Genomic DNA, 21,435 nt, shown 5'->3' with positions numbered 1-21,435 from the left:
TTCAGTGCTGGGTGGCTGGCCGGTTGAGCCGGACGCGGATGGCTGCGGCGGCGCAAAGGATGACGGCAAGGGCGCCGACGCCGGTGGTCCAGGTGAGTGCCTCGCCCAGCAGGAGTGCGGCCCAGCCGATACTGAGTACGGGCTGGAGCAGCTGGATCTGGCTTACCTGCGCCATGGGGCCGATGGCCAGCCCGCGGTACCAGGCGAAGAAGCCCAGGAACATGCTGACCACGGCAAGGTAGCCGAAGGCCGCCCACTGGACGGGCGTGGCCGACGGCGGCTGGTCCAGGACGGAGAGCACGGCCAGGACCAGCATGGCCGGCGCGGCGAGGACCAGCGCCCAGGCGATGGTCTGCCATGAGCCGAGTTGGCGCGCCAGCAGGCCGCCCTCCGCGTACCCCACGGCGGCGCAGGCCACGGCACCGAGCAACAGGAGGTCCGCCCAGTGCAGCTGCCCCACACCGCCGGACTGCAGGAAGGCGAAGGCGACCGCCGCCAGCGAGCCGAGCGCCGTCACGGCCCAGAAGAGAGCAGGCGGACGCTCGCCGGTACGCAGGACTGCCACCGTCGCCGTGGCTGCCGGCAGGAGGGCAATGACCACCGCGCCATGCCCCGCCGGCACGGCGGTGAGGGCACAGGACGTGAGCAGCGGAAATCCGACGACGACGCCGCCGGCCACGAGGGCAAGGCGCAGCCAGGTGCGGGGTTGCGGAAGCCGTTGCCGGGTGGCTGCAAGCGCTGCGGCGGCAAGGACCGCGGCCACAACGGCACGGCCGGAACCGATGAGCAGCGGAGACAGGCCCGCGACCGCCACTTTGGTAAAAGGAACAGTGAACGAGAAGGCCGCCACACCCAGAAGGCCCCACCAAGTTCCAGTGGCCTTCCGCGGCAGTATCACTGGGCGATTCAGGACAGTAGCGCTACTATGTTCTTTCATGAACAACGATAGCAGTTCCCGGATCGTTGCGGCACTCCGGCAGTGGATCTCGGGGGCCGCCCCGGGCGCGCGGCTGCCGTCCTCCCGGCAACTGGTGGCTGAACACCAGGCCAGCCCGGTGACGGTGCAGAAGGCGCTGCAGGCACTGACCGCGCAGGGGCTGATCGAAAGCCGCCCCGGCGTCGGAACCTTCGTGCGTGCTGTGCGGACGGCGCGCCCGTCCGACTATGGCTGGCAGACCGCGGCGCTGCGGTCGCCGTCCTCGCCGCTGCCCCCGTCGTCGAGCACTATGCGCAGTGTCCCCAGCGATGCCATTTGGTTCCACTCCGGCTACCCCGACCGGGAGCTGTTGCCGGAGCGGCTGGTGCGGGCAGCCCTGGCCCGCGCCGCCCGCGGTGATGCGGCATTGTCCCGGCCACCTGCCGCCGGCATGCCCGAACTGCAGCAATGGTTCGCCCAGGAGCTGGGGTCGGCAACACCGGCGGGGATAACGCCGCCAACGCCGAATGATGTGATCGTGCTGCCGGGAAGCCAGAGCGGGCTCAGCTCCATCTTCCGGGCCCTGGTGGGCGCGGGACAGCCGCTGCTCATGGAGTCGCCGTCGTATTGGGGTGCCATCCTGGCCGCGGCCCAGACCGGGGTGCGGGTGGTTCCTGTTCCCACCGGTCCGGATGGGCCGGATCCCGCGGACGTGGACCGGGCGTTCACCGAGACCGGGGCCCGCGCGTTCTACGTCCAGCCCAACTACTCCAACCCCACGGGGGCGCAGTGGACGCCGGACCGCGGCAACGAAATCCTGGACGTTGCCCGCCGGCACGGCGCGTTCCTGGTGGAGGACGACTGGGCCCACGATTTCGGCATCACCTCGGACCCCGTGCCGTTGGCGACGCGGGATGACTCCGGCCATGTGGTCTACATCAGGTCCTTGACCAAGAGCGTCTCCACGGCCATCCGCATTGCCGCCGTGATCGTGCGCGGACCGGCGCGGGAGCGCATCCTGGGCCACCGGGCCGCCGAGTCAATGTATGTCAGCGGGCTCCTGCAGGCAGCGGCGCTGGATGTGGTGACGCAACCCGGCTGGCAGACCCACCTGCGCAGCCTCCGCCACCAGCTCCAGTCGCGCCGGGACCTGCTGGCCACCAGCATCCGGGAGTACGTTCCGCAGGCACACATCGACAACCTGCCCAAGGGCGGCCTGAACCTGTGGCTGCGGCTGCCGGACACCACTGACCTCCCGCGGCTGGTGCGTGACTGCGGGGACGCCGGCGTGATCATCGCCGCCGGCACGGAGTGGTTTCCGGCCGAGCCCGCCGGCGCCTTCATCCGCCTGAACTACTCAGGACCGAATCCGGGCGCATATACGGAGGGTGCCCGCATCATCGGCGAGGCGCTGGCGGCCAACCTCGGTTAAGGCAGGCGGCCCACCGCGCCAACCGGTCAGTCCTGCGACAGCGCCAGTTCACCGGACCGCCATTCCCGGTTCATTACCCATTAGTAACTTGAGAGCTCCTGTTGAGACCCCAACCTTAAGAGGCCCCCACCATGAGCTCCAAACCCACTCGGCGCGCCCTGTCCTTGGCCGCGTCCCTGATTGTTGCCGCCTGCGCGGTGGCCGGTACTGCGGCAGCGCAGGCCAACGTCCCCGGGCAGGGCATCAGCCCCGAGCCTGGAACGCACCACGAAACGAACACCGACCTGGCCAATGCATTCAACTCCGTCACCCGGAACACGGCCTGGCAGCAAACGTCCAAACTGAAGCTGAACTTCCCCACCTACCACACCGAGGGAATCGCCTACAGCCAGGACCACATCTTCCTCTCAGCCGTCCAGATCCTTGAACCCACCGTCAAGTACCCAACCCCGCAGGACGGGTACGACCGCACACCGGGCAAGGGCATCGGCCACCTGTTCGTCATGGACAAAGCAGGGAACCTGCAAAAAGACATCGTCCTGGGCGAGGGCGACATGTACCACCCGGGCGGCATCGATTTCGACGGCACCAACGTCTGGGTGCCGGTGGCGCAGTACCGGCCGGACAGCAGCGCCATCATCTACAAAGTGGATGCGGACACCCTCGCCGTCCACAAGCAGTTCGAGGTCAAGGACCACTTCGGCGGCATCGTCCTGGACAAGCAGACCGGACACCTCGTAGGGAACACCTGGGGTTCCCGACGGTTCGCGGAATGGGACCTGCAGGGCAAGGAGCTGTCCACCTGGGAGAACCCGAACTACTTCATTGACTACCAGGACTGCCAGGACGTTCCCAACGCCAGGATGCTCTGCGCCGGAGTCACCAACCTCCCGCAGACTGCACAGGCCGGCGGGACCGCGGCCACCTATGAACTCGGCGGCATGGCAATGATCGACCTCAAATCCCATGCCGTGACCCGTGACGTCCCGTTCCAGCAGTGGTCCACCGCCGGGCACGTGGCTACCCGCAACCCTTTCAAGATGACGGCCGACGGCGGCCACCTCACCATGACGGTGGCCCCCGACAACGGCGACGAAGGCAACGGCACCGAGATCCTCACCTACGAAGCCGACGTCACCCCCGCCAAGTAGCACTCCCCCGCGCTTCCGCCGCCGGCGGCAGCGCATCCACGCAGCAGGAACGATTGGATACCCCATGCCTTATCCGGCACCCAGATTCACCAGGAAAAGTGTTACCGCTGCCACCGGCGCCGCCGTCCTCGCTGCTTCGGCCGTGACAGCCGGCCTGGTGGGCTTCACCGCCGTCCCAGCCACCGCCGCGGGCACGCATGGCGATACGGCGACGCCCATCAAGCACGTGGTGGTCCTCTTCCAGGAAAACGTGTCGTTCGACCATTACTTCGCCACCTACCCCAAGGCAGCAAACGCTGCGGGCGAGACGCTGCAGGGCTCAGCTACCCCGGCGGCCTCCTTCACAGCAGCCGAAGACACGCCGAAGGACATCAACACCCTGGCCCATGCAGGCCTGCTGGCACCCAACAACCCCAACTCGGTCCAGCCTGCACGGCTCTCCCCGATGCAGGCCGTCACCTGCGACCAGGACCATAACTACGGTGCCGAGCAGAAGGCGTACAACGGCGGCCTGATGGACAGGTTCGTCGAATACACCAGCCGGGACGCCTGCGGCACCAACCAGTACGGACGCCCCGGCCTGACCATGGACTACTACGACGGCAACACCGTCACCGGCATCTGGAACTACGCCCAGAACTACGCCATGAGCGACAACCACTACAGCACCGTCTTCGGCCCCTCCACCCCGGGCGCACTGAACCTGATCTCGGGCCAAACCCACGGCGTCAGGGAATACGACGCCGCGGGGCAGCCCGTCGCCACGCCGGCCGCGGGCAGCAGCACCGTTCGCCAGCCCGACGCCAACGGCGTCGGAACCGTGATCAATGACCCGGACCCGGTTTATGACGACTGCTCCAACAACAGCCACGCCAAGGCCAACAACCTGGCCGGCATGACCGGCAAGAACATCGGCGACCTGCTCAGCGCCCAGGGCACCTCCTGGGGCTGGTTCCAGGGCGGGTTCACCCCCACCACCCCCGCGAGCGGAACCACCCCGGCGTCATGCCTGGCCAGCCACACCAACGCCGCCGGCGCCTCAGTGGTGGACTACTCCCCCCACCACCAGCCGTTCCAGTACTACAAGTCCACGGCCAACCCGCACCACCTCGCTCCTGCCTCGGACGCCGAAATCGGCCACGACGGCCAGGCCAACCACCAGTACGACCTGACCGACTTCAGCAAGGTGGTGGACAGCGACAACATGCCGGCCGTCTCCTTCCTGAAGCCGGGCATGTTCCAGGACGGCCACGCGGCGTACTCGGATCCGGTCGACGAGCAGAACTTCATCACCAAAACCGTCAACCAGATCCAGCAGTCCAAAAACTGGGACAACACCGCCGTGGTGCTGGCCTATGACGACTCGGACGGATGGTACGACCACGCCGCCGCCCAGCCGAAGAACGCCTCCACCGGATCAGACGACGCCGCATGGTGCCTGAACGCTGCAACAAACGGCGTCCCGGTGGCAGGGGGCTACGCCGACCGCTGCGGCCCCGGACCCCGCCAGCCGCTGGTGGTCATCTCCCCCTACGCCAAGAAGAACTTCGTGGACCACACCGAAACCGACCAGGCCTCCATCCTGCGGTTCATCGAAGACAACTGGCACACCGGCCAGATCGGCGATTCCTCAGCCGATGCGACCGCCGGATCCGTGGAGGCAATGTTCAACTTCCACCACGAACGCAAGGACAAGGTCCTCCTTAACGAACAGACCGGAGCCGTCGCTTCCATCAGCCACAACGGGCACCCCGCAGGCCAGTGATTTAAACCCACTGCAGAGCAAGAACGGCGGGAGCGCTGTCCGGCACGCACCGGGCAGCGCTCCTGCCGTTAATCACTCAAGATTTGCGCTTAATCGGGTCTCCCCCGGATGTACGAAGCTACGCTGGCCGTGCAATTCGCATCAAGCACTCGCAATTGGGGGACCCATGCCTGCCATTCACAACTTCTCCGTGCCCCGCGCACACCACAAGGAAGACGCGCTCACCGGCCGGTACTCCAGGGGGAAACACCCGGCTAAAGCGCTGGGCGCAGTGGCCGCTGCCGCCGTCGTGCTCCTGCTGACAGGCTGCGGTGGCACCCAGGCGTCGCTGTCCGCCGCCGTTGGCCCCGCCAGCGAATCGGCTACCGCCACTCCCACGGCAACACCTACTTCCGACAAGCTGGCCGCAGCAGCAGCCGCAGCCGCAGCGAAGGCGGCGGCAGACAAGGCCATGGCAGACAAGGCAGCCGCTGACAAAGCAGCGGCGGACAAGGCCATGGCGGACAAGGCAGCCGCAGACAAAGCAGCAGCAGATGCGGCTGCCCGGAAGGCCGCTGAAGCGAAGGCGGCAGCAGACAAGGCAGCCGCTGACAAAGCCGCAGCGGACAAAGCGGCCGCAGACGCGGCTGCGAAGGCCGCCGCGCCTCCGGCTCCCGTGGCACCTGCCGTTCCCGGGACCAACCCGGGCTGTGACCCGAACTATTCAGGGTGCGTCCCGATTGCCTCCGACGTCGACTGCGCCGGCGGAAGCGGCAATGGCCCCGCGTACGTCCGCGGCCCCATCCAGGTCATCGGCAGGGACATCTACGGACTCGACGCGGACCACGACGGCGTCGCCTGCGAAAGGTAGGCCTAGGCGAACGCCTTGACCAGCTCTTCGCTCTTCTCCCACAGGCCGCGCGCCAGTTCGGCGTCGTAGGCCTGCCGGTTGGCCTTGGCCAGGGCACGCTTCGCGTAGTAGGCACCGGAGATCCAGTCCGTGCCCGGAGTGCCGTTGATCAGCCACAGCATGGTGTCGGCGCCCTGGTCCGGGCTGAGCATGAAGCGGTTCAGCAAGGTGGTGTACGCGTGCCGCCACGGGCTCCCGGACTCCGCCGCGAAGTTGGTGCGGACCACGCCCGGGTGGAAGGCCGCCGTCGTGATGCCCTGGTCGTGGAAGCGGCGGTGCAGCTCGGATGTGAAGAGGATGTTGGCGAGCTTGCCGGTGCCGTAGGCGCGGTTGGTGCTGTACCCGTACTCGGCGGTGAGGTCGAACAGGTCCAGCTTGCCGAAGTTGTTGGCGGCGCTGGAGGTGTTGACCACCTTGGCGTTGCTGGCGGTGAGGGTGTCCATCAGCAGGGTGGTGAGCAGGAACGGCGCCAGGTGGTTGACCTGGAACGTCGATTCGTTTCCGTCCACGGTGAGCGTCCGCTTGCCCATGATCCCGCCGGCGTTGTTGGCCAGGACATCGATGCGCGGGTAGTTGGCCTTCAGTTTCTCCGCGAGGTCCCGGACCTGAGAAAGGTCGGCGAAGTCGGCCAGGTAGTGGTCGGCGCCGATGTCCCCGGCCAGGGCGCGGGTCTTCTCTGCGGAACGGCCGACGACGACCACCTGCTCCCCCGCTTTGGCCAGCGTCCTTGCTGCTGCCGCTCCGATGCCGTCGCTGGCGCCGGTGATCACGATGGTGCGGGGAGTCGTCAAGGGGTGTCCTTTGGTCGGCTGGCGGCGCACCGGCATGGCACACCATTGGGCATAACGACGGCGGGGCGGCCGGTGTTCCCACCAGCCGCCCCGCCGTGCCAGGCTTGCGAAGGGTCAGCCCACAGCGCCGGCCACCAGGAAGATGACGGCGGCGACAGCGAAGCCCATCACGCCGATCAGCGTTTCCATCACGGTCCAGGTCTTCAGGGTGGTCTTGACGTCCATGCCGAAGAAGCGGCCCACCAGCCAGAAGCCGGAGTCGTTGACGTGGGACACCACCACGGATCCGGCGGCCACGGCGATGACCATGGCGGCGGTCTGCATGCCGTTAAGTCCGCCGGAGGCAACCGCCGGAGCGATGAGGCCCGCTGTTGTGGTCAGTGCGACGGTGGCTGAGCCCTGGGCAATGCGCAGGATGGCGGAGACCAGGAACCCTGCAAGGATCAGCGGGATGCCCACGTTGCCCAGCACGTCCGCCAGCGCCTTGCCGATGCCGGAGGTGCGCAGGACGCCGCCGAACATGCCGCCGGCGCCGGTGATCAGGATGACGGAGCAGACCGGTCCAAGGGAGGACTCGAGCAGCTTCTCCAGGGCTCCGGCGTCGCGGCCGCGGCGGGTACCCAGCACGAACAGTGCCGCGAGCACGGCGATCAGCAGCGCCACCGGGGTCTCACCAATGGTCCGCAGGATCTGGAACCACTGTTCCTTCTTCACGGATTCGTCCAGGACGCCGGACGCGGCAAGGGTGTTCAAACCGGTGTTGAGGAAGATCAGCACGAGCGGCAGGAGCAGCAGGCCGATGATGGTGCGGAACCTGGGCGGGTGTGCCTCGGCATCGGCGCTGGCGTGGCCAAGGATTTCGGGAACGGGAAGGACCAGCTTCTTGCCGGTCCACAGGCCGTAGAGGTAGGCGGTGACGTACCAGGTGGGAATGGCGGTGATGAGGCCGGCGATCAGCACCAGGCCGATGTTCGCATCGAAGAAGGCGGCAGCGGAAACCGGGCCCGGGTGCGGCGGCAGGAAGATGTGCATGACCGAGAAGGCGCCGGCGGCGGGCAGGCCGTAGCGGAGCACTCCCCCGCCCAGGCGGTGGGCGACGGCGAAGACCACGGGCAGCATGACCACCAGGCCGGCGTCGAAGAAGATGGGAAAGCCAAAGATCAGTGAGGCCAGGCCCAGTGCGAACGGGGCGCGTTTTTCACCGAAGACGCCGATCAGGTAGTCGGCCAGGACCTTGGCGCCGCCGCTGGTTTCCACGATCCGGCCGAGCATCGCGCCCAGGCCCACCAGCAGCGCCACCGTGCCCAGCGTGGTGCCGAAGCCATCCACCAGGACCGGAACCACCTTGTTGGCGGGGATGCCCGTGGCGAAGGCCGTGGCAAGGCTGATGAAGATCAGGGCGATCAGGGCGTGCATCCGCAGCCGGATGATCAGGAACAGCAGCACAAGAATTGCCGCCGCGGCAATGAGCAGCAGCGGACCTGCGCCCATCGTCTGGGTCCATCCTTCGATGGTCATGGTTCTCCTTTGAAACAGGGTTGGGGATTGAGGGGGTCAGGACGCGCTGGGCGACTGGCCGCTGGGGAGGCTGAGCGCCTGTACGACGGCGGCAACCAGTTCTTCGGGTGAGCGCGAGATGTCCAGGCGGAGGCTGCCGGCGTCGAGCTCTTCCCGGGTGAGCGGCTCGAGGGTGGCCAGCTGGCTGGGGAGCAGGGTGGGCGGCATGAAATGCCCTTCCCGGCCCTGCATGCGCTGGCTGATCAGGTCTGCGCCGCCGTCGAGGTGGAGGAAGATGGCACGGCCCTGGGCGCCGGACAGAAGTTCGCGGTAACCCCGCTTGAGAGCGGAGCAGGTAAGGACGGTGCTCTTGCCGGCGGCGGCCTGGGCGGTCATCCAGTCGCGGATTTGCTGCAGCCACGGCCAGCGGTCTTCATCCTGGAGGGGAATGCCCTGGCTCATTTTGGCGATGTTGGCGGCAGGGTGGAATTCGTCCGCCTCCGCGCAGGCCCAGGCCAGCTGTTGGGAAAGGGCCGCCGCCAGGGTGGATTTGCCCGAACCGGCAACGCCCATGACCACCAGGTGCGTGGCTGGATACTGCATGTCATACCTCCGGAGAAGACGTCTTTGGCTTTCGAAGAAGCTCGCTGTCGGCCCTTTGCAGAACAGGCCAAGCGATAAGGTATCACCTTTTTTCTACAAAGATGCTACCTATTGGTGTCACAAGTCATACCTTTGCCGCATTTGCGGCTATCCTTGGAGGGCGCAGCGGCGCGTGACGAGAGCGGGGAAGAATGTCGACGGCGACAGTCCAGGATGGGATGCAGGACGGCGGGCCCTCCCCTGCCGCACAGGGCCGGGTTGTTGAGGCCGTTGGCGTTGCTATCGCCTCCGGGCGCCTTGCGCCGGGAAGCCGGCTCACCCTTGAAGGCCTGCAGCAGGAGTACGGGATTTCCCGCACCGTTGCCCGGGACACCATGAAGGTCCTGGAATCGATGAACCTGGTCTATTCGCGGCGGCGGGTGGGCATCGTGGTGCAGGAGCCATCGTTATGGAATGTCTTCGACCCCAAGCTGGTGCGGTGGCGGTTGGCCTCGGACCGGAGGGAGCTGCAGTACAGCAGCCTGACTGAGCTGCGTATCGCCGTCGAACCCATCGCCGCTGCTGGCGCAGCACGCCGTGCCAGTGCCGCCGAGCGCGCGCAGCTGGTGTCCCTGGCGGGCGACCTCCGCAGGCTGGGCGAGGCCGGTGACCTCCAAGCCTTCCTGGCCGCCGACATCGCGTTCCACCAACTGCTGCTGCGAAGCTGCGGAAATGAAATGTTCCGGGCGCTGGAAGGGATGATTGCGGAGGTCCTGACCAGCCGCACCAGGCAAGGGCTCATGCCGTTCAAGCCGCGCAGTGAGGCGCTGCAGGCACACGAGGATGTGGCCGCTGCCGTGGCCGCCGGGGACACTGGCGTGGCGGAACAGGCCATGCACCACATCCTGGATGAAGTGCGCGAGGCCATGGGGCTGCACTGACCCGGGTAAAACGCACACGGTCCGGCCGGGGCCAATCGCCCCAACCGGACCGCGTGTGGATCAGGCGTCAGTCGACGACCCTCACCTTGCCCACCATGCCCATGTAGTCATGGAGTGCGCAGATGTACTCGAACGTTCCCTTCGCCTGGAACGTCACGGTGAACTCATCCCCGGGCCACATGATTCCCGAGTTGAGATTTCCCCCGGTGAAATGCGAGCGATCGCCGGACGGGGCGAAAATGTTCGCCGGTTCGGTGCCAAACGTGACGGTATGGGGAGCACCCATGCCCGTATTGGCGAACACCACGGTATCGCCAACGTGCACCGTGACGGTTGGCCGGACGAAGCGCATGACCATCGCCACGCCGTCGTCACCGCCGGCCAGCACACGATGGTTGCTGGCTTGCTGCGCCAGGGATGCGTCCAATTGGTGCCCGTCCCGGAGGATGGACCGCTCCTGGGCCCTCGATGCCTTGTCGTAATCAGCCTGGCTGTAGGGGTAGTCCGTGCCCCGATCACGCACGTGGACTGTGCCCTTCATCATCATGCCGTGGACCAGGCAGTAGTACGTGAAGTCGCCCTCCCGCGGGAACGACAGGCTGTAGCTCCTCGCATCGGGGAAGCCAGGGACGTCCACGTTGGCCAGGAGGCCGGAGTTGTAGTACGAATGCCCGTCGTAGCTGTCCCCTCCACGCTTCAGCAACTCGTCGTTGCTAAACGGATTGAATGGTTGCAGCGCCTGGCCCGCCGCCAGGAACGTCACAGTGTGAATTTCGGCGGAGTTTGCGTGCCACGTGATCGTGTCCCGCTGATTGATAAAGATCTCCGAGGGAAGGAACGCCATCCCCTGGATCTCCTGGTCGCGGGATTCAGAGCCCACCTGCACCTGCCAGGTCCGGTGGCCCCCTCCGTCGGCCGACGCTGGGCCGGAGGCAGCCAATGAGGCGAGTAGTGCAACAGCGAATGCGACAATGAATGCCAATATGTTGGATCTCGATTTGATTCCCCGATAGTGCTTCATAGCAACGCTTTCTCGAACTGCCATCTGCCAGAGGCGATGAGCAGCTGCGGCCGATTCAACGCAGTGCGTAGCTGGCCGAACGGGCCGGTGTTTTTCGGAGTGAAGGTGCCGGCTGCCAATGCCGGGGAGCGCGGGCAGCCGGTGCCGGCCGACTTTCGTGCCGGACATGCACCACCCCATCTGGTGCCGCGCAGGTTGGATTATTTCTCCATACGCCGCCGCCCGCGTGGGTTTGGCACGCTGCATACGTACGCACTTCCAAGAGTGCTCCTGCACGTGGCGTTTGTCGAGACGCGTGCGGTTGCACCGGGACAAGCAATGAACTGGCACGCTCGGGTTAAACAAAAAGCAGGGCCTGCCGTTCAAAACGGCAGGCCCTGCTTGGAAACCTAACGGTCCCGGAACTCTAGGAAATTAGAGAGCCTGGATGTTGGTGGCCTGGGGACCCTTGGGGCCCTGCTCGGTGTCGAAGGAAACCTTCTGGTTCTCTTCGAGGGAGCGGAAGCCGTTGGAGTTGATCGCGGAGTAGTGCGCGAAAACGTCCTGTGAGGAGTCGTCCGGGGAGATGAAGCCGAAGCCCTTTTCAGCGTTAAACCATTTGACGGTACCAGTAGCCATTATTTTTGTCCTTCGTGAAGGTGGAGGGAACGTCCCGACTTTCGGGCCCTCCGGCGTGGGGTGTTCAAAAACCGCTACTTCAGAAGAACACGGACTTTCGACCGCGCGTACTGCCTGAACTACCAACTGCATAAACACAACAACAGGTTCCACACTACAGGAGATTCGGCCCAAACCTAATCGCGTGCCTGTTCAACCCCGGATTACGCCTGCCCGCTGCCCTGCAGCGCAGTGCTGTAGCGCGTGAACCCGGGACGGAGCCGGACCGAGCCCGCGCCCACCACCGCGATGTCCTCCCACAGCACAAGAAATGAGCCGCGGTGCCGCCACCGGAGCATCCGGGCCAGCAGCCAGGGCCGGGTGAGGCCGTTCCGCTCGTACCCAAGGAACGAGGCCGCGCTGTGCGGGCTGATGACCAGCCCCAGCAGGCGCGGCTGGGCCATCAGCTGGTGCGGGGTGCCGTCAAGCACGAACCGCGCGTCGGCCACGCGGCCCAGCCATTCGCCGTCGGCGTCGTGGACCGGGGTGCCCAGCAGGTCACCGAGGATCATGGTGGCCTCCAGGTATCCGCGCAATGATTTTGTCCCGGACCCAGCGCTCCACCCAGCTGGCATCCAGCGGCTCACCCTTGACGCCGAGCCGCACCACCACGCCCACCTCCGCCACGTCCTTCCACGGGATGCGGATGAGCCGGGACGACGGCGGCCTGCCGCCAAAGATGCGGGTCCCCAGCACCGACCCCGTCAGCAGTGCAGTGATCACCGGCGCCGCGGTCCCCGGCTCAATCTCCGCGTCCAAAGCAGGCCCACCCGCCTCCAGGTCGTCCACGGTGGTGACCGGGACGCCGTCGTGGTCCAGGACCTGCCGGTCCAGCAGGTGCAGCTGGGCGTCCAGGATGCGGCCGGCCACCTGCGGGGCGGGGGGCAGCGGGTCAGGCGAGGACGTCATGAGCCGGCTCCTGTGACGATCATGAGGGGAATGGCGGCGATGGAGGCCACCAGGATGACCACCAGATAGATCATGCCCAGCACATTGACCACCCGTCCGTTAACGTGCTCGCGCATGTATTGGGGGTCGTTGGCCACGATGAGGATGGGCAGGTAGGTCAGGGGCAGCGCGATCGCGGAGAACACCACCGAGTATTCGGTCACCAGGACGGGGTCGACGCCGGTGGCCAGCACCGCGATGCCGGCCAGCAGGCAGACGATCATGGACAGATGGAAACGCGCCGCCTCCGCGGGCCGGCGGAACTTGCCCCAGGACCAGCCGAAGAACTGGGCCAGGGTGTAGCCGCTGGAGAGGGTGGTTTCCAGGGCTGCTCCGAACGTTGCCGCCACGATCCCCACCAGGACCAGCGCCAGGCCGATCTTCCCGGCACCTTCGGCCACGGGCAGGATCACCTGGGACAGCGACGTCACCGAGACTCCGGCCGGCAGGAGGACGACGGTGGCGCATGCCGCGATGGAGACGGACAGCAGGCCGCCCAGCGGGAAACCGACCAGGACGTTGATCTTCTCCTGCAGCAGGTCCTTCACGGTCCACCCCTCCTCCACAGCGCCGGAGGAGAAGAAAAACACCTCGTAGGGGGTCATGGCCGCGCCGAACAGGGCGATGGCGTAGTAGCTGTACGTCCACACGGTTTCCTGCTGCGGTACGGCGGGCTGCACCACCTGGCCGGCCAGCGAACCCCAATCCGGTTTGAGCAGGAACAGCGCCACCGCAAAAATGATCAGGGTCAGCCCCAGCAGGCCGGTGACGTTCTCCATGATGGTGAACCTGACCCGCCAGATCACCAGCCACACAGCCACCGCGGCTACGGGAATCCACAACAGGTAGTATACGCTGCTGGCCAACTGCAGGGCCAGGGCAATGCCGCCGATCTCGGCGGTCACGGTCATCAGGTTGATCAGGAACGACGCCGCGAGGTTGGCCAGCCCGGCCCGCGCGCCAAGCCGTTCGCGGATCACCTCGAAAGTGGCCCGGCCGGATGCTGCGGCCACCCGGCCGGACATGTTGGCGAACAGGCAGATCCCCACCACGCCGACCGCCACCACCCACACCAGCGACAGGCCGAAGCGGGAGCCGACGACGGCGTTGGTCACCAGGTCCCCAATGTCCACGAACCCGCCAATAGCGGTGAGGATTCCAAGCGCGACGCCGAGGAGCCGCTTCACGGGTCAGCCTTCATTTGGCCCCCACCTTGCCTTCGAGCTGCTTCAGGGCGTCCTGCGCGTCAGCCAGCGCCTTGTCACCGTCCGGCAGGGAGGGGGTGACGCCGTCGTTCGCTGCCAAAGCGGCCCGCGCGGTGGCAAAGCCCGCGGCGCACTGGTCCAGCACGTCCAGTGCCTGCTTTTGAGTATCGCGGTCCTCCTGTGTGGCCGGCGACAGCTTCAGGACGGTGCTCCTGCTGGTCTCGATCTCCTTGAGCTCGTCGTCCAAACTGGTGGAGGCTGCGGACCGGGTGAGCTTGCCGTCCATGTCCTGCCGGAGGGCGATCCGTGCGGTGGCGACGGCGGAGGAACTGTCCTTCACGGCCGTGGCCACCGACTCGCTGGTGCCGCCGCTGCAGCCGGTAAGCAACGCCAGGCTGAGGACGGCGAGCGCGGCGGGGGCCAGGAGCGTAAACCTGCCGCCAGCGCGGGCGGGAAACTTTGCAGCCGGAGCGGAGGCCGGCGTGTTCAGCACCCTTGCCTCCAGCCCCCCGGACAATCCCGGAATCCATGCGACCTGGCGAGGCAGCCAAGAAATAGTTGCCTTGAGCTATATATAGCACTCCGCCGGGAAGTTTGACCTGCTCAGGAAGGGACTAATTGCCGCGTGGGCGCGGCCCCCGGCCGGAGCCCGCGCCCGCGCCTTTACCGGGGCGGCCCTACTTGGCGAGGAAGGTGAGCAGCGCCTGGTTCCATTCGTCCGGGTGGCTGACGTTGCAGCCATGCGGCGCGCCTTGGATCACATGCAGTTTGCTGCCGGCGATGGCTGCATGGGTTCGCTCGCCGGACCCTTCCAAAGGCACCGTGGCATCCCCGTCACCGTGCAGGACCAGCGTGGGTACGGTGACTTTCTTCAGGTCCGCACGGAAGTCCGTGTTCCCGAAGGCGGCCATGCAGGCAAGGGCTGCTTTCTTGTCGGCCTGCCGGCAGAGCGCCAGGGCGTCCTGGCGCTGCTGTTCGCTGACTTTGAGTTCTCCGTCCACCGAGAAGAAGTCGCGGGTGAACCCGTCGTAGAACCCGTCCTCGTCCTTGGTCAGATCGGCGCTCATCTTTGTGGCCTGTTCCTTTGTCAGCGGCCCGTCCGGGTTGTCACCGGTGTGCATCAGGTAGGGCGGGACGGCGGACGCAAAAACCACGCTCCGCAAGCGGTCGGGTCCGTAGAGGCTGAAGTAGCGGGCCACTTCCCCACCGCCCATGGAGAACCCAACCAGAGTCACGTCGTCCAGGTCCAGCTGCTCGAGCAGGTCGTGCAGATCCCCGGTCAGGGTGTCGTAGGTGTACCCCGTCATCGGCTTATCGCTGCGCCCGAACCCGCGCCGGTCGTAGGTTATGACCCTGTAACCGGCGGCCTGGAGGGCTGGTACCTGCGCCTGGAACGATTCGCCGGACAGCGGCCATCCGTGGATCAACACCACCGGCCTGCCGGCACCGCCGGTGTCATCGACGTGCAGGTTGGTGTCCTTGAACAGCCCGTGATGCGCGGTGATTTCCGTCATAACTTGTCCTCCATCGACTGTGCTTGCAGCTGCATCCTCTTGTCGCAGCCGTAGGTGGTTCGTAAGCATGCTGATCATTGGATGGGTGGAAAACCTGCGGGAAAAACGGCTCTCGACCGGGCGTGCGGATAGGCATATCCTGCATCCAGATCCTGCGGAAATACCCTGCCACCGGGAGGCGAAGCCATGGAGATGCCCAAGGCAACCGAGGAAGAAAAAGAGCGGTTCCGCCGTGTGGTTCCCGATCATCCCGGGGTGGTGGTCAAGCCGATATTCGGCAACCTGGGCGCGTTCGTCAACGGCAACATGTTCGCCGGGCTGTTCGGGCCAACCATTGGCGTGAAGCTCTCCCGGGAGGACAGGGAGCTGCTGGAGTCATCCGAGCGGACCGTGCTGTTCGGGCCGGCGGAGCGGCCCATGGGCGGGTACACCGGCCTGCCGGCGATGTGGAATGAAGAGGGCGACGGCGACGACGCCCGGGCGCGGGCCTGGGCCGAAAAGGCGTTGGGGTACGTCGCCTCCCTGCCGGCCAAGGAGCCGAAGGAACCCAAGCCACGGGCTGCCAGGACATCACGGGCGGCGAAGTAGCCGTGTCCGCCCCTGCGGTTTCCCGTGAAGAGACCAACACGGTGGTGGTGGGGGCCGGACAGGCCGGCCTGGCCACGAGCTACTGGCTGGCGCAGCGCGGCGTGGAGCACCGGATCCTGGAGCGGCGGCCTGCTTTGGGCGGCGCCTGGCAGGACCGGTGGGACTCCTTCTACCTGAACACCCCCAACTTCTCGGTCGCGTTGCCGGGGAAACCCTACGACGGGCCGGAACCGGAGGGGTTCATTCCCCGGGACGACACCATCGACTTCTTCCGCCGCTACGCCCAGGACATCCACGCCCCGGTGGAATTGGATACGGACGTCACACGGATTGTTCCCAGAGATACTGGGTTCACCGTGGAGACGGACCGCGGCACTTGGGCCGCCCGGAACGTGGTGCTGGCCAGCGGCGCGTTCCAGCGCCCACGGATCCCGGCCGCCGCCGTCGGCCTTTCCCCGGACGCCCTTCAGCTGCACAGCCATGACTACCGCAACCCCGCGCAGCTGCCGGAGGGCGCGGTGCTGGTGGTAGGGACGGGGCAGTCCGGCGGGCAGATCGCTGAGGACCTGCTCGATGCCGGGCGGACCGTGCACCTGTCCGTTTCCTCCTGCCCGGAAGCGCCCCGGCGGTACCGCGGCCAGGACATCTTCCACTGGATCATGGCGGTGAACATCCACGGCCCGGAGTACGGGATTAATGCGCTGCAGGTGTTTGGGCTCCCCTCCCCTGCCGGACGGTTCCTGTGCAATCCGCTGCTGTCCGGCAATGGCGGCGGCCACAGTGTGCACCTCCGCGAACTGGGCAGGCGCGGCGTCCGGATGCACGGCCGGTTTGAGGGAATCCACCGCGGCGTCCTGGTCTTCACTGACGACCTTCCCCAGCGCCTGGCCCTGGTGGAGGCCGGGTTCGGGCAGCGTCTGAAGATGCTCTCCGATGCGTACATCAGGGCAGCGGGGATCGACGCCCCCGAGGCCGAGGCGCCGGAGCCGGACAGCTGGCTGCCCGCGGAATCCGGCGCCCGCCTTAACCTCGCGGCCGAAGGGATCACCTCCGTCATCTGGTGCACCGGCTACCGGCTGGACTTCAGCATGCTGGACCTGCCCCTCCTTGATGAGTGGGACTACCCCCGCCACACCAAAGGCGTAACGCAGCAGCCGGGCCTGTACGCCGTCGGGCTTCCGTGGCTGACGCGGCACATCTCCGCCACCCTCGTCGGGGTGGGCCCGGATGCCGAGTACGTGACGGAACACCTGGCAGCGCGGGGCTGACCGGCGCCGGCGAAAGGTCTTGCCATGGAACCGTTCCGCGTGATCCTGCTGCCCGGCGGTGTCCTCCCCGCCGGCCCCGCCTACGGCAGGCTGCTGGAGGTGCTGGGGCCGGTCGTGGACGCCGTCGCCAAGGACCTGGAGCTCTACAGCGGTGACGCCCCGCCGCCGGACTGGAGCCTGGACACGGAAGCAGAGGGCGTGCTCCGCGAGGCCGACTCCCGCGGCTGGGATACCTTCCACCTGCTGGGTTACTCAGGCGGCGGCGCCGCGGCTTTGGCCCTCACCGCTTCACATCCCGGGCGGCTGCGCAGCCTGGCCCTGCTGGAGCCGGCCTGGGCAGGAAACTGGGACTGGAGCCCTGCACACACCGAACTCTGGCGGCGCTACGGGGAACTGCACGGCCTGCCGCAGGAGGAGTTCATGGGCGCCTTCATGAGGCTGCAGGTGAAGCCCGACGCCGTCCTGCCGCCTCCGCCGCCGGGCCCGCCGCCGTGGATGGCCAAGCGGCCGGCAGGCATCAGCGCCTTCCTGCAGGCTTTCAACACCTACCGCCTGGACCGCGCACGCCTGGCCGCCTTCACGGGACCCGTGCTGTTTGTGCTGGGCGGCATGAGCAACCCGGACGACCAGGGAGACAACGCTGAGCGCTTGTCCCGCGTCTTCCCCGATTTCCGGCTGGAAGTGTTTCCCGCCCGCCACCATTTCGACCCGCCGCACCGGGCCGAGCCGGAACGGGTTGCTGCGCTGCTGCGCGCGCACTGGGCACGGGCGGAGGCTGGTTCCTGACCACCGACTGGGACCTTTTCCTCTGTTTCGGCACCACCATGGGGAGTGCACTGGAACCGGCAGGAGTTCCCTTTGCGCTCCTGCCCCGATAGGAGACGGAAAATGACCAGGAACATCCTTCAGAGCACCACGATCAACGCCCCTGTGGACACGGTGTTCTCCTTCCTGAGTGACCCCACGAACTGGATGAAGGCATTCCCGGGAGACAGTGATGTGACTCATCTGGACGTCAAACCGGACGGCGTCGGCACGTCCGCGCGTTGGTCCGCCAGGACGTGGGGCATCCCCATGCACGTGACGCATGAGTACCGGGAAGTGGTTCCCAATAAACGCATCGTTTCCAAGGCATCCGTGGGGCCTGTCATCACGTTCTCCGTGGAACCGGTCAACGGCGGCACAGAGCTGACCGTTGAGTCCGTCCTGGCGATCGATGCACCCCTGGTCCGGGTTCCCGTCCAGGCGCTGTTTGTCAGGTGGACCGAGGACGACATCCAGGGCATGGTTGCAAACGTCAAGAGCCTGATGGAGACCGGCAAGAAGACTGCTCCGGAACCAGGCGAAGCCAAGTTCAGCCAGACCCTGACGTGGTCGGACAGCATCCACATCGCAGCCCCGGTGCAGCAGGTGTTCGATCTGGTGAAGGATCCGGGGGTCTGGCTGGGTCCGGACGTGCAGATCTCCGACCTCAGAACCACTCCCGAGGGCGTGGGAACCACATTCCAGGCGGCGTGGAAGGTCATGGGCGTCCCGCTCAAAACCACCCACGAGTACACCGGGTTCGTCCCCAACGCACACTTCACGTCCAAGGCTGCCCTGGGGCCGGTCTTCACAGTGGAAGTGACGCCCGAAGACGGCGGAACACGGCTCAGCATGCGGTCCGACACTGTCCCCCGGAACATGGCGGAGGCTGCGGTTGATGCCCTGGTGATGAAGATGTCGGAGCGGAGCCAGGCCGAACTGCTTGCCGGTATCAAGGCCGCAGCGGAGGCGGGCGGCGGCTCGCTCTAGGGTGAATCCGCCGTCCTAAGCTTGGGGCATGGACACCGCCACTGACGCCCGGCACTCCTTCAGCGACCGCGCCAGCCAGGCGGTACGGACCCTCACGCCTGGCTACTTTGCCCTCACCATGGCCAGCGGCATCATCTCCGTGGGGCTTGAGCTCGAAGGATTCCATGCGCTGTCGCTGGCGCTGCTGGTGGTGTGCGCGCTCTCCTACGTGCTGATCCTTGCGCTCAGCCTGATCCGCCTTAGCAGGTTCACCGCCAACATGCGCGGTGACTTCATGGATCCCGCGCGGGCGTTCGGCTTCTTCACCTTCATCGCCGGAACAAACGTGCTCGGGACGCGGCTCGGCATGGCTGGGTGGCAAAGCACGACGGCGGTCCTCCTGGCGGTCGCGGTCCTTGCCTGGGTGGTGCTCGGCTACGTCGTGCCGTGGACCGCAGTGCTGGGCCGGTCCGAGCGGCCCGTGGTCAAGGACGCCAACGGCTCGTGGTTCATCTGGTGCGTGGCCAGCCAGTCCGTGGCCGTTGCCGCCGCCTCCATCGAGCCCCTCGCCGGGCAGGACTGGCGGCCCGCCCTGGCGCTCACAGCCGTCGTTGCCTGGTCGGTGGGGCTCATCCTCTATGCCGCGGTGGGGATCTTCGTCTCGCTTCGGCTCATGACCTACCCCATCCGGCCACAGGACCTCCGCCCGCAGTACTTCGTGGCCATGGGCGCCATGGCCATCAGCGTCCTGGCGGGGGCCCGGATCGTGGAGATGGCCGGCGCACCCATGGTGGATGCGACGCGCGGCCTGGTGGCCGGCGCCTCGGTGGTGTTCTGGTCCTTCGCCTCGTGGCTCTTCCCGGCACTTCTCGCCGCCGGGTGGTGGCGGCATGTGGTCCACAAGGTTCCGCTGTCCTACGAGCCGGGCCTGTGGAGCGTCATCTTTCCCCTCGGCATGTACGCAGTGGCCGGGATCTACCTTGGCCGCGCCGACTGGCTGCCGCTGGTGGCAGCGATCGGCCGCGCCGAGCTGTGGCTGGCGGTTGCGGCGTTCCTCGCTACCCTCGCCGGAATGCTCTGGCACCTGTGGACCACGCTGCTGCGCCCTCCCGGACAGGTGCGCTAGCCGGCGCGGGGCCCGGCGTTATGCGCCTTCTGCCGTCCGTCGCGGTGGGCAAGATAGGCGTAAACCATCAAGACGATGCCGGCCAGGATCATCACAGCCGGGAACGCAAAGTCCACCGGGATGAGCAGCGCCGTGGCCTGGAGGATGAAGATCACTCCCATGACTGCAAGGATCCCGGCCGGGACCAGGGGCCACTTCATCCGGTCGGTGTGATCGCCGGCAGGGGCGGCCGTGCGGACCGGGACCAGGGAAAGTACGCCGAAGGTGGCCGCCAGGCCCAGGAAAAGGACGGCTGCAGTTGGCGTGCCCTGCAGCTCCTGCGGGAGGGCCACGATGGCTGCCAGCGTTAACATGACTCCGGACGGGATGAGTGCCCACCAGTTGCTGCGCTCTCGCACGTACACGGAGGCGAACCCCGCGCCCATGAAAAGGAACAGGAAGGCTGCACCCCAGGCGCCGCCCGTGAGCTGGGTGGTGGTGATGACCGCTGCCAGGCCCAGGAACACGGACCCCGGGATGGCCGCCCACCAGTTCTCACGGCGCCTGACGAACAGGGACAGGAACAGGACGCCAACGGCCGCGAAGATCAGCGGAGCAACAATGGCGGCGCTGTCCATGACGCCAAACCGGTCCAACAGCAACAGGCCGCCCAGCACAATGAGGACGATGCCTGCGACGATGCTTGCGCTTGCTGATTTCACCCTGTGCCTCCCGGATGGGGCAGCCGGTCTGGGACCGCGCTGCTTAACTCAGGCTAGGGCCGGTGCTGAACGCGAAACAGGGCACAAAGCCCCCGCCTTCCACCCGAAGCGCCAATGAGCGTCATTTGCTGATGACGGGACCTTCAGCCCTGTAGCCGGGCCGGGCCGCTTGGCATCCTTGTAAGGGCGCCATCCGGGTCCTCAGCTTTCGAGGCCGGAACGGCATTCCAGTCGCTGGACGCTTTCTATCCCATCCGCAGCCGAAAGCGGCCTGGTTGGATGCTGGGAAACGAGGAAACATGGCGAGCCAGGACGAGTTCAACGCAGTGTATGGCAGCGGCCCCATGGTGGGCCAGCGAGGTCCCGCCAGCCTTGGCAATGGCGGGTGCAATGTGATTTTGAAGGACACCGGCGCGGTGATCGGCAGATGGAGCTCCTGGGAGATGGCGAGCCGGGCGCTCAACCGGCTGCAGAAGCTGGGATACCGATTTGAGTACCGGCTGGAGGAGTCCCACCACTGGGTCAAGGGACTTGATCACACCACGTGTTCCCTCTGCAACCTCACCCGCGGGATGGCAATGCCCTCTGGAACTCCTCATCCCGGTTGGTAACAACGGTCATCCCGGTTGGTAACAACGGGGTCCGGACCTTTGACCCTGACGGCGGCTGG

Annotated in this window: 23 protein-coding genes; 11 read left to right on the top strand and 12 right to left on the bottom strand. The window is 66.5% G+C overall.

Annotated elements, in window-relative coordinates:
• Position 1 precedes the first annotated feature (1 nt).
• Positions 2 to 937 carry a DMT family transporter gene (locus ACTAQI_RS00870; RefSeq protein WP_457948884.1) on the bottom strand — a complete coding sequence of 312 codons (936 nt, stop codon included), beginning with the start codon at positions 935 to 937 and terminating at the stop codon, positions 2 to 4.
• Between ACTAQI_RS00870 and ACTAQI_RS00865 the strand changes: the two genes are divergently transcribed.
• The 4 genes from ACTAQI_RS00865 (at position 936) to ACTAQI_RS00850 (ending at position 6,114) form a co-directional block, all read left to right on the top strand.
• Positions 936 to 2,348: an aminotransferase-like domain-containing protein gene (locus ACTAQI_RS00865; RefSeq protein ID WP_457948882.1), complete on the top strand. Its 1,413-nt coding sequence runs from the start codon at positions 936 to 938 to the stop codon at positions 2,346 to 2,348. The two genes, ACTAQI_RS00870 and ACTAQI_RS00865, sit on opposite strands and share 2 nt — an antisense overlap.
• Positions 2,349 to 2,479: 131 nt before the next feature.
• Positions 2,480 to 3,499, top strand: a complete 1,020-nt coding sequence (locus tag ACTAQI_RS00860) for a DUF6454 family protein (RefSeq protein WP_457948880.1) — start codon at positions 2,480 to 2,482, stop codon at positions 3,497 to 3,499.
• Between the two features lie 64 nt (positions 3,500 to 3,563).
• Positions 3,564 to 5,264, top strand: coding sequence for a phospholipase C (locus ACTAQI_RS00855; protein ID WP_457948878.1), 1,701 nt, complete (start codon positions 3,564 to 3,566; stop codon positions 5,262 to 5,264).
• 166 nt (positions 5,265 to 5,430) lie between these two features.
• The gene (locus ACTAQI_RS00850; protein WP_457948877.1) at positions 5,431 to 6,114 is read left to right on the top strand and encodes a hypothetical protein; all 684 of its coding nucleotides are present in this window, start codon (positions 5,431 to 5,433) and stop codon (positions 6,112 to 6,114) included.
• A 2-nt stretch (positions 6,115 to 6,116) separates the two neighbouring features.
• Here the strand turns inward: ACTAQI_RS00850 and ACTAQI_RS00845 are convergent, their stop codons facing one another.
• The 3 genes from ACTAQI_RS00845 to ACTAQI_RS00835 all read right to left on the bottom strand — a co-directional run bounded on the left by ACTAQI_RS00845 (position 6,117) and on the right by ACTAQI_RS00835 (position 9,044).
• Positions 6,117 to 6,980: an SDR family NAD(P)-dependent oxidoreductase gene (locus ACTAQI_RS00845; protein ID WP_457948876.1), complete on the bottom strand. Its 864-nt coding sequence runs from the start codon at positions 6,978 to 6,980 to the stop codon at positions 6,117 to 6,119.
• 78 nt (positions 6,981 to 7,058) lie between these two features.
• Positions 7,059 to 8,462, bottom strand: coding sequence for a GntP family permease (locus tag ACTAQI_RS00840; protein ID WP_457948875.1), 1,404 nt, complete (start codon positions 8,460 to 8,462; stop codon positions 7,059 to 7,061).
• Between the two features lie 36 nt (positions 8,463 to 8,498).
• Positions 8,499 to 9,044 (bottom strand): gluconokinase, encoded by a 546-nt coding sequence (locus tag ACTAQI_RS00835; RefSeq protein WP_457948874.1) that lies wholly within the window; start codon positions 9,042 to 9,044, stop codon positions 8,499 to 8,501.
• Positions 9,045 to 9,235: 191 nt separating this feature from the next.
• On the opposite strand from ACTAQI_RS00835, the gene ACTAQI_RS00830 reads away from it, so the two are divergent.
• A complete protein-coding gene (locus ACTAQI_RS00830) occupies positions 9,236 to 9,964 on the top strand; it encodes a FadR/GntR family transcriptional regulator (RefSeq protein WP_457948872.1) in 729 nt (242 codons plus the stop codon).
• A gap of 67 nt (positions 9,965 to 10,031) precedes the next feature.
• Here ACTAQI_RS00830 and ACTAQI_RS00825 read toward each other — a convergent pair whose 3' ends face one another.
• The 7 genes from ACTAQI_RS00825 to ACTAQI_RS00795 all read right to left on the bottom strand — a co-directional run bounded on the left by ACTAQI_RS00825 (position 10,032) and on the right by ACTAQI_RS00795 (position 15,309).
• Entirely contained in the window at positions 10,032 to 10,946 is a 915-nt protein-coding gene (locus ACTAQI_RS00825) for a plastocyanin/azurin family copper-binding protein (protein WP_457948870.1), read from the bottom strand.
• Positions 10,947 to 11,399: 453 nt separating this feature from the next.
• Positions 11,400 to 11,603, bottom strand: a complete 204-nt coding sequence (locus ACTAQI_RS00820; protein WP_009372930.1) for a cold-shock protein — start codon at positions 11,601 to 11,603, stop codon at positions 11,400 to 11,402.
• Between the two features lie 203 nt (positions 11,604 to 11,806).
• Complete coding sequence (locus ACTAQI_RS00815; protein ID WP_457948868.1) at positions 11,807 to 12,154, bottom strand: PRC-barrel domain-containing protein; 348 nt, start codon at positions 12,152 to 12,154, stop codon at positions 11,807 to 11,809.
• Complete coding sequence (locus ACTAQI_RS00810; protein ID WP_457948867.1) at positions 12,141 to 12,551, bottom strand: hypothetical protein; 411 nt, start codon at positions 12,549 to 12,551, stop codon at positions 12,141 to 12,143. Before ACTAQI_RS00810 ends, ACTAQI_RS00815 begins: the two co-directional genes overlap by 14 nt.
• A complete protein-coding gene (locus ACTAQI_RS00805; protein ID WP_457948865.1) occupies positions 12,548 to 13,777 on the bottom strand; it encodes an Nramp family divalent metal transporter in 1,230 nt (409 codons plus the stop codon). Before ACTAQI_RS00805 ends, ACTAQI_RS00810 begins: the two co-directional genes overlap by 4 nt.
• Before the next feature lie 10 nt (positions 13,778 to 13,787).
• Positions 13,788 to 14,288, bottom strand: coding sequence for a hypothetical protein (locus ACTAQI_RS00800; protein WP_457948863.1), 501 nt, complete (start codon positions 14,286 to 14,288; stop codon positions 13,788 to 13,790).
• Between the two features lie 184 nt (positions 14,289 to 14,472).
• The gene (locus ACTAQI_RS00795; protein ID WP_457948862.1) at positions 14,473 to 15,309 is read right to left on the bottom strand and encodes an alpha/beta fold hydrolase; all 837 of its coding nucleotides are present in this window, start codon (positions 15,307 to 15,309) and stop codon (positions 14,473 to 14,475) included.
• A gap of 186 nt (positions 15,310 to 15,495) precedes the next feature.
• Here ACTAQI_RS00795 and ACTAQI_RS00790 point away from each other — a divergent pair, with 186 nt between their 5' ends.
• The 5 genes from ACTAQI_RS00790 to ACTAQI_RS00770 all read left to right on the top strand — a co-directional run bounded on the left by ACTAQI_RS00790 (position 15,496) and on the right by ACTAQI_RS00770 (position 20,064).
• Entirely contained in the window at positions 15,496 to 15,897 is a 402-nt protein-coding gene (locus ACTAQI_RS00790) for a TfoX/Sxy family protein (RefSeq protein WP_457948860.1), read from the top strand.
• Positions 15,898 to 15,899: 2 nt separating this feature from the next.
• Positions 15,900 to 17,165 (top strand): flavin-containing monooxygenase, encoded by a 1,266-nt coding sequence (locus tag ACTAQI_RS00785; RefSeq protein WP_457948858.1) that lies wholly within the window; start codon positions 15,900 to 15,902, stop codon positions 17,163 to 17,165.
• 24 nt (positions 17,166 to 17,189) lie between these two features.
• The gene (locus ACTAQI_RS00780; RefSeq protein WP_457948857.1) at positions 17,190 to 17,951 is read left to right on the top strand and encodes an alpha/beta fold hydrolase; all 762 of its coding nucleotides are present in this window, start codon (positions 17,190 to 17,192) and stop codon (positions 17,949 to 17,951) included.
• 102 nt (positions 17,952 to 18,053) lie between these two features.
• The gene (locus ACTAQI_RS00775; protein ID WP_457948855.1) at positions 18,054 to 18,959 is read left to right on the top strand and encodes an SRPBCC family protein; all 906 of its coding nucleotides are present in this window, start codon (positions 18,054 to 18,056) and stop codon (positions 18,957 to 18,959) included.
• Positions 18,960 to 18,987: 28 nt separating this feature from the next.
• Positions 18,988 to 20,064, top strand: coding sequence for a tellurite resistance/C4-dicarboxylate transporter family protein (locus ACTAQI_RS00770; protein ID WP_457948854.1), 1,077 nt, complete (start codon positions 18,988 to 18,990; stop codon positions 20,062 to 20,064).
• Here ACTAQI_RS00770 and ACTAQI_RS00765 read toward each other — a convergent pair.
• Positions 20,061 to 20,765, bottom strand: a complete 705-nt coding sequence (locus tag ACTAQI_RS00765; RefSeq protein ID WP_457948853.1) for a hypothetical protein — start codon at positions 20,763 to 20,765, stop codon at positions 20,061 to 20,063. The genes ACTAQI_RS00770 and ACTAQI_RS00765 overlap by 4 nt on opposite strands.
• Positions 20,766 to 21,064: 299 nt before the next feature.
• On the opposite strand from ACTAQI_RS00765, the gene ACTAQI_RS00760 reads away from it, so the two are divergent.
• The gene (locus ACTAQI_RS00760; RefSeq protein ID WP_457948851.1) at positions 21,065 to 21,376 is read left to right on the top strand and encodes a hypothetical protein; all 312 of its coding nucleotides are present in this window, start codon (positions 21,065 to 21,067) and stop codon (positions 21,374 to 21,376) included.
• The last annotated feature ends 59 nt before the right edge of the window (positions 21,377 to 21,435 follow it).

The organism is Pseudarthrobacter sp. alpha12b (assembly GCF_054130495.1).
This window is presented reverse-complemented; position numbering and strand designations above follow the sequence as displayed.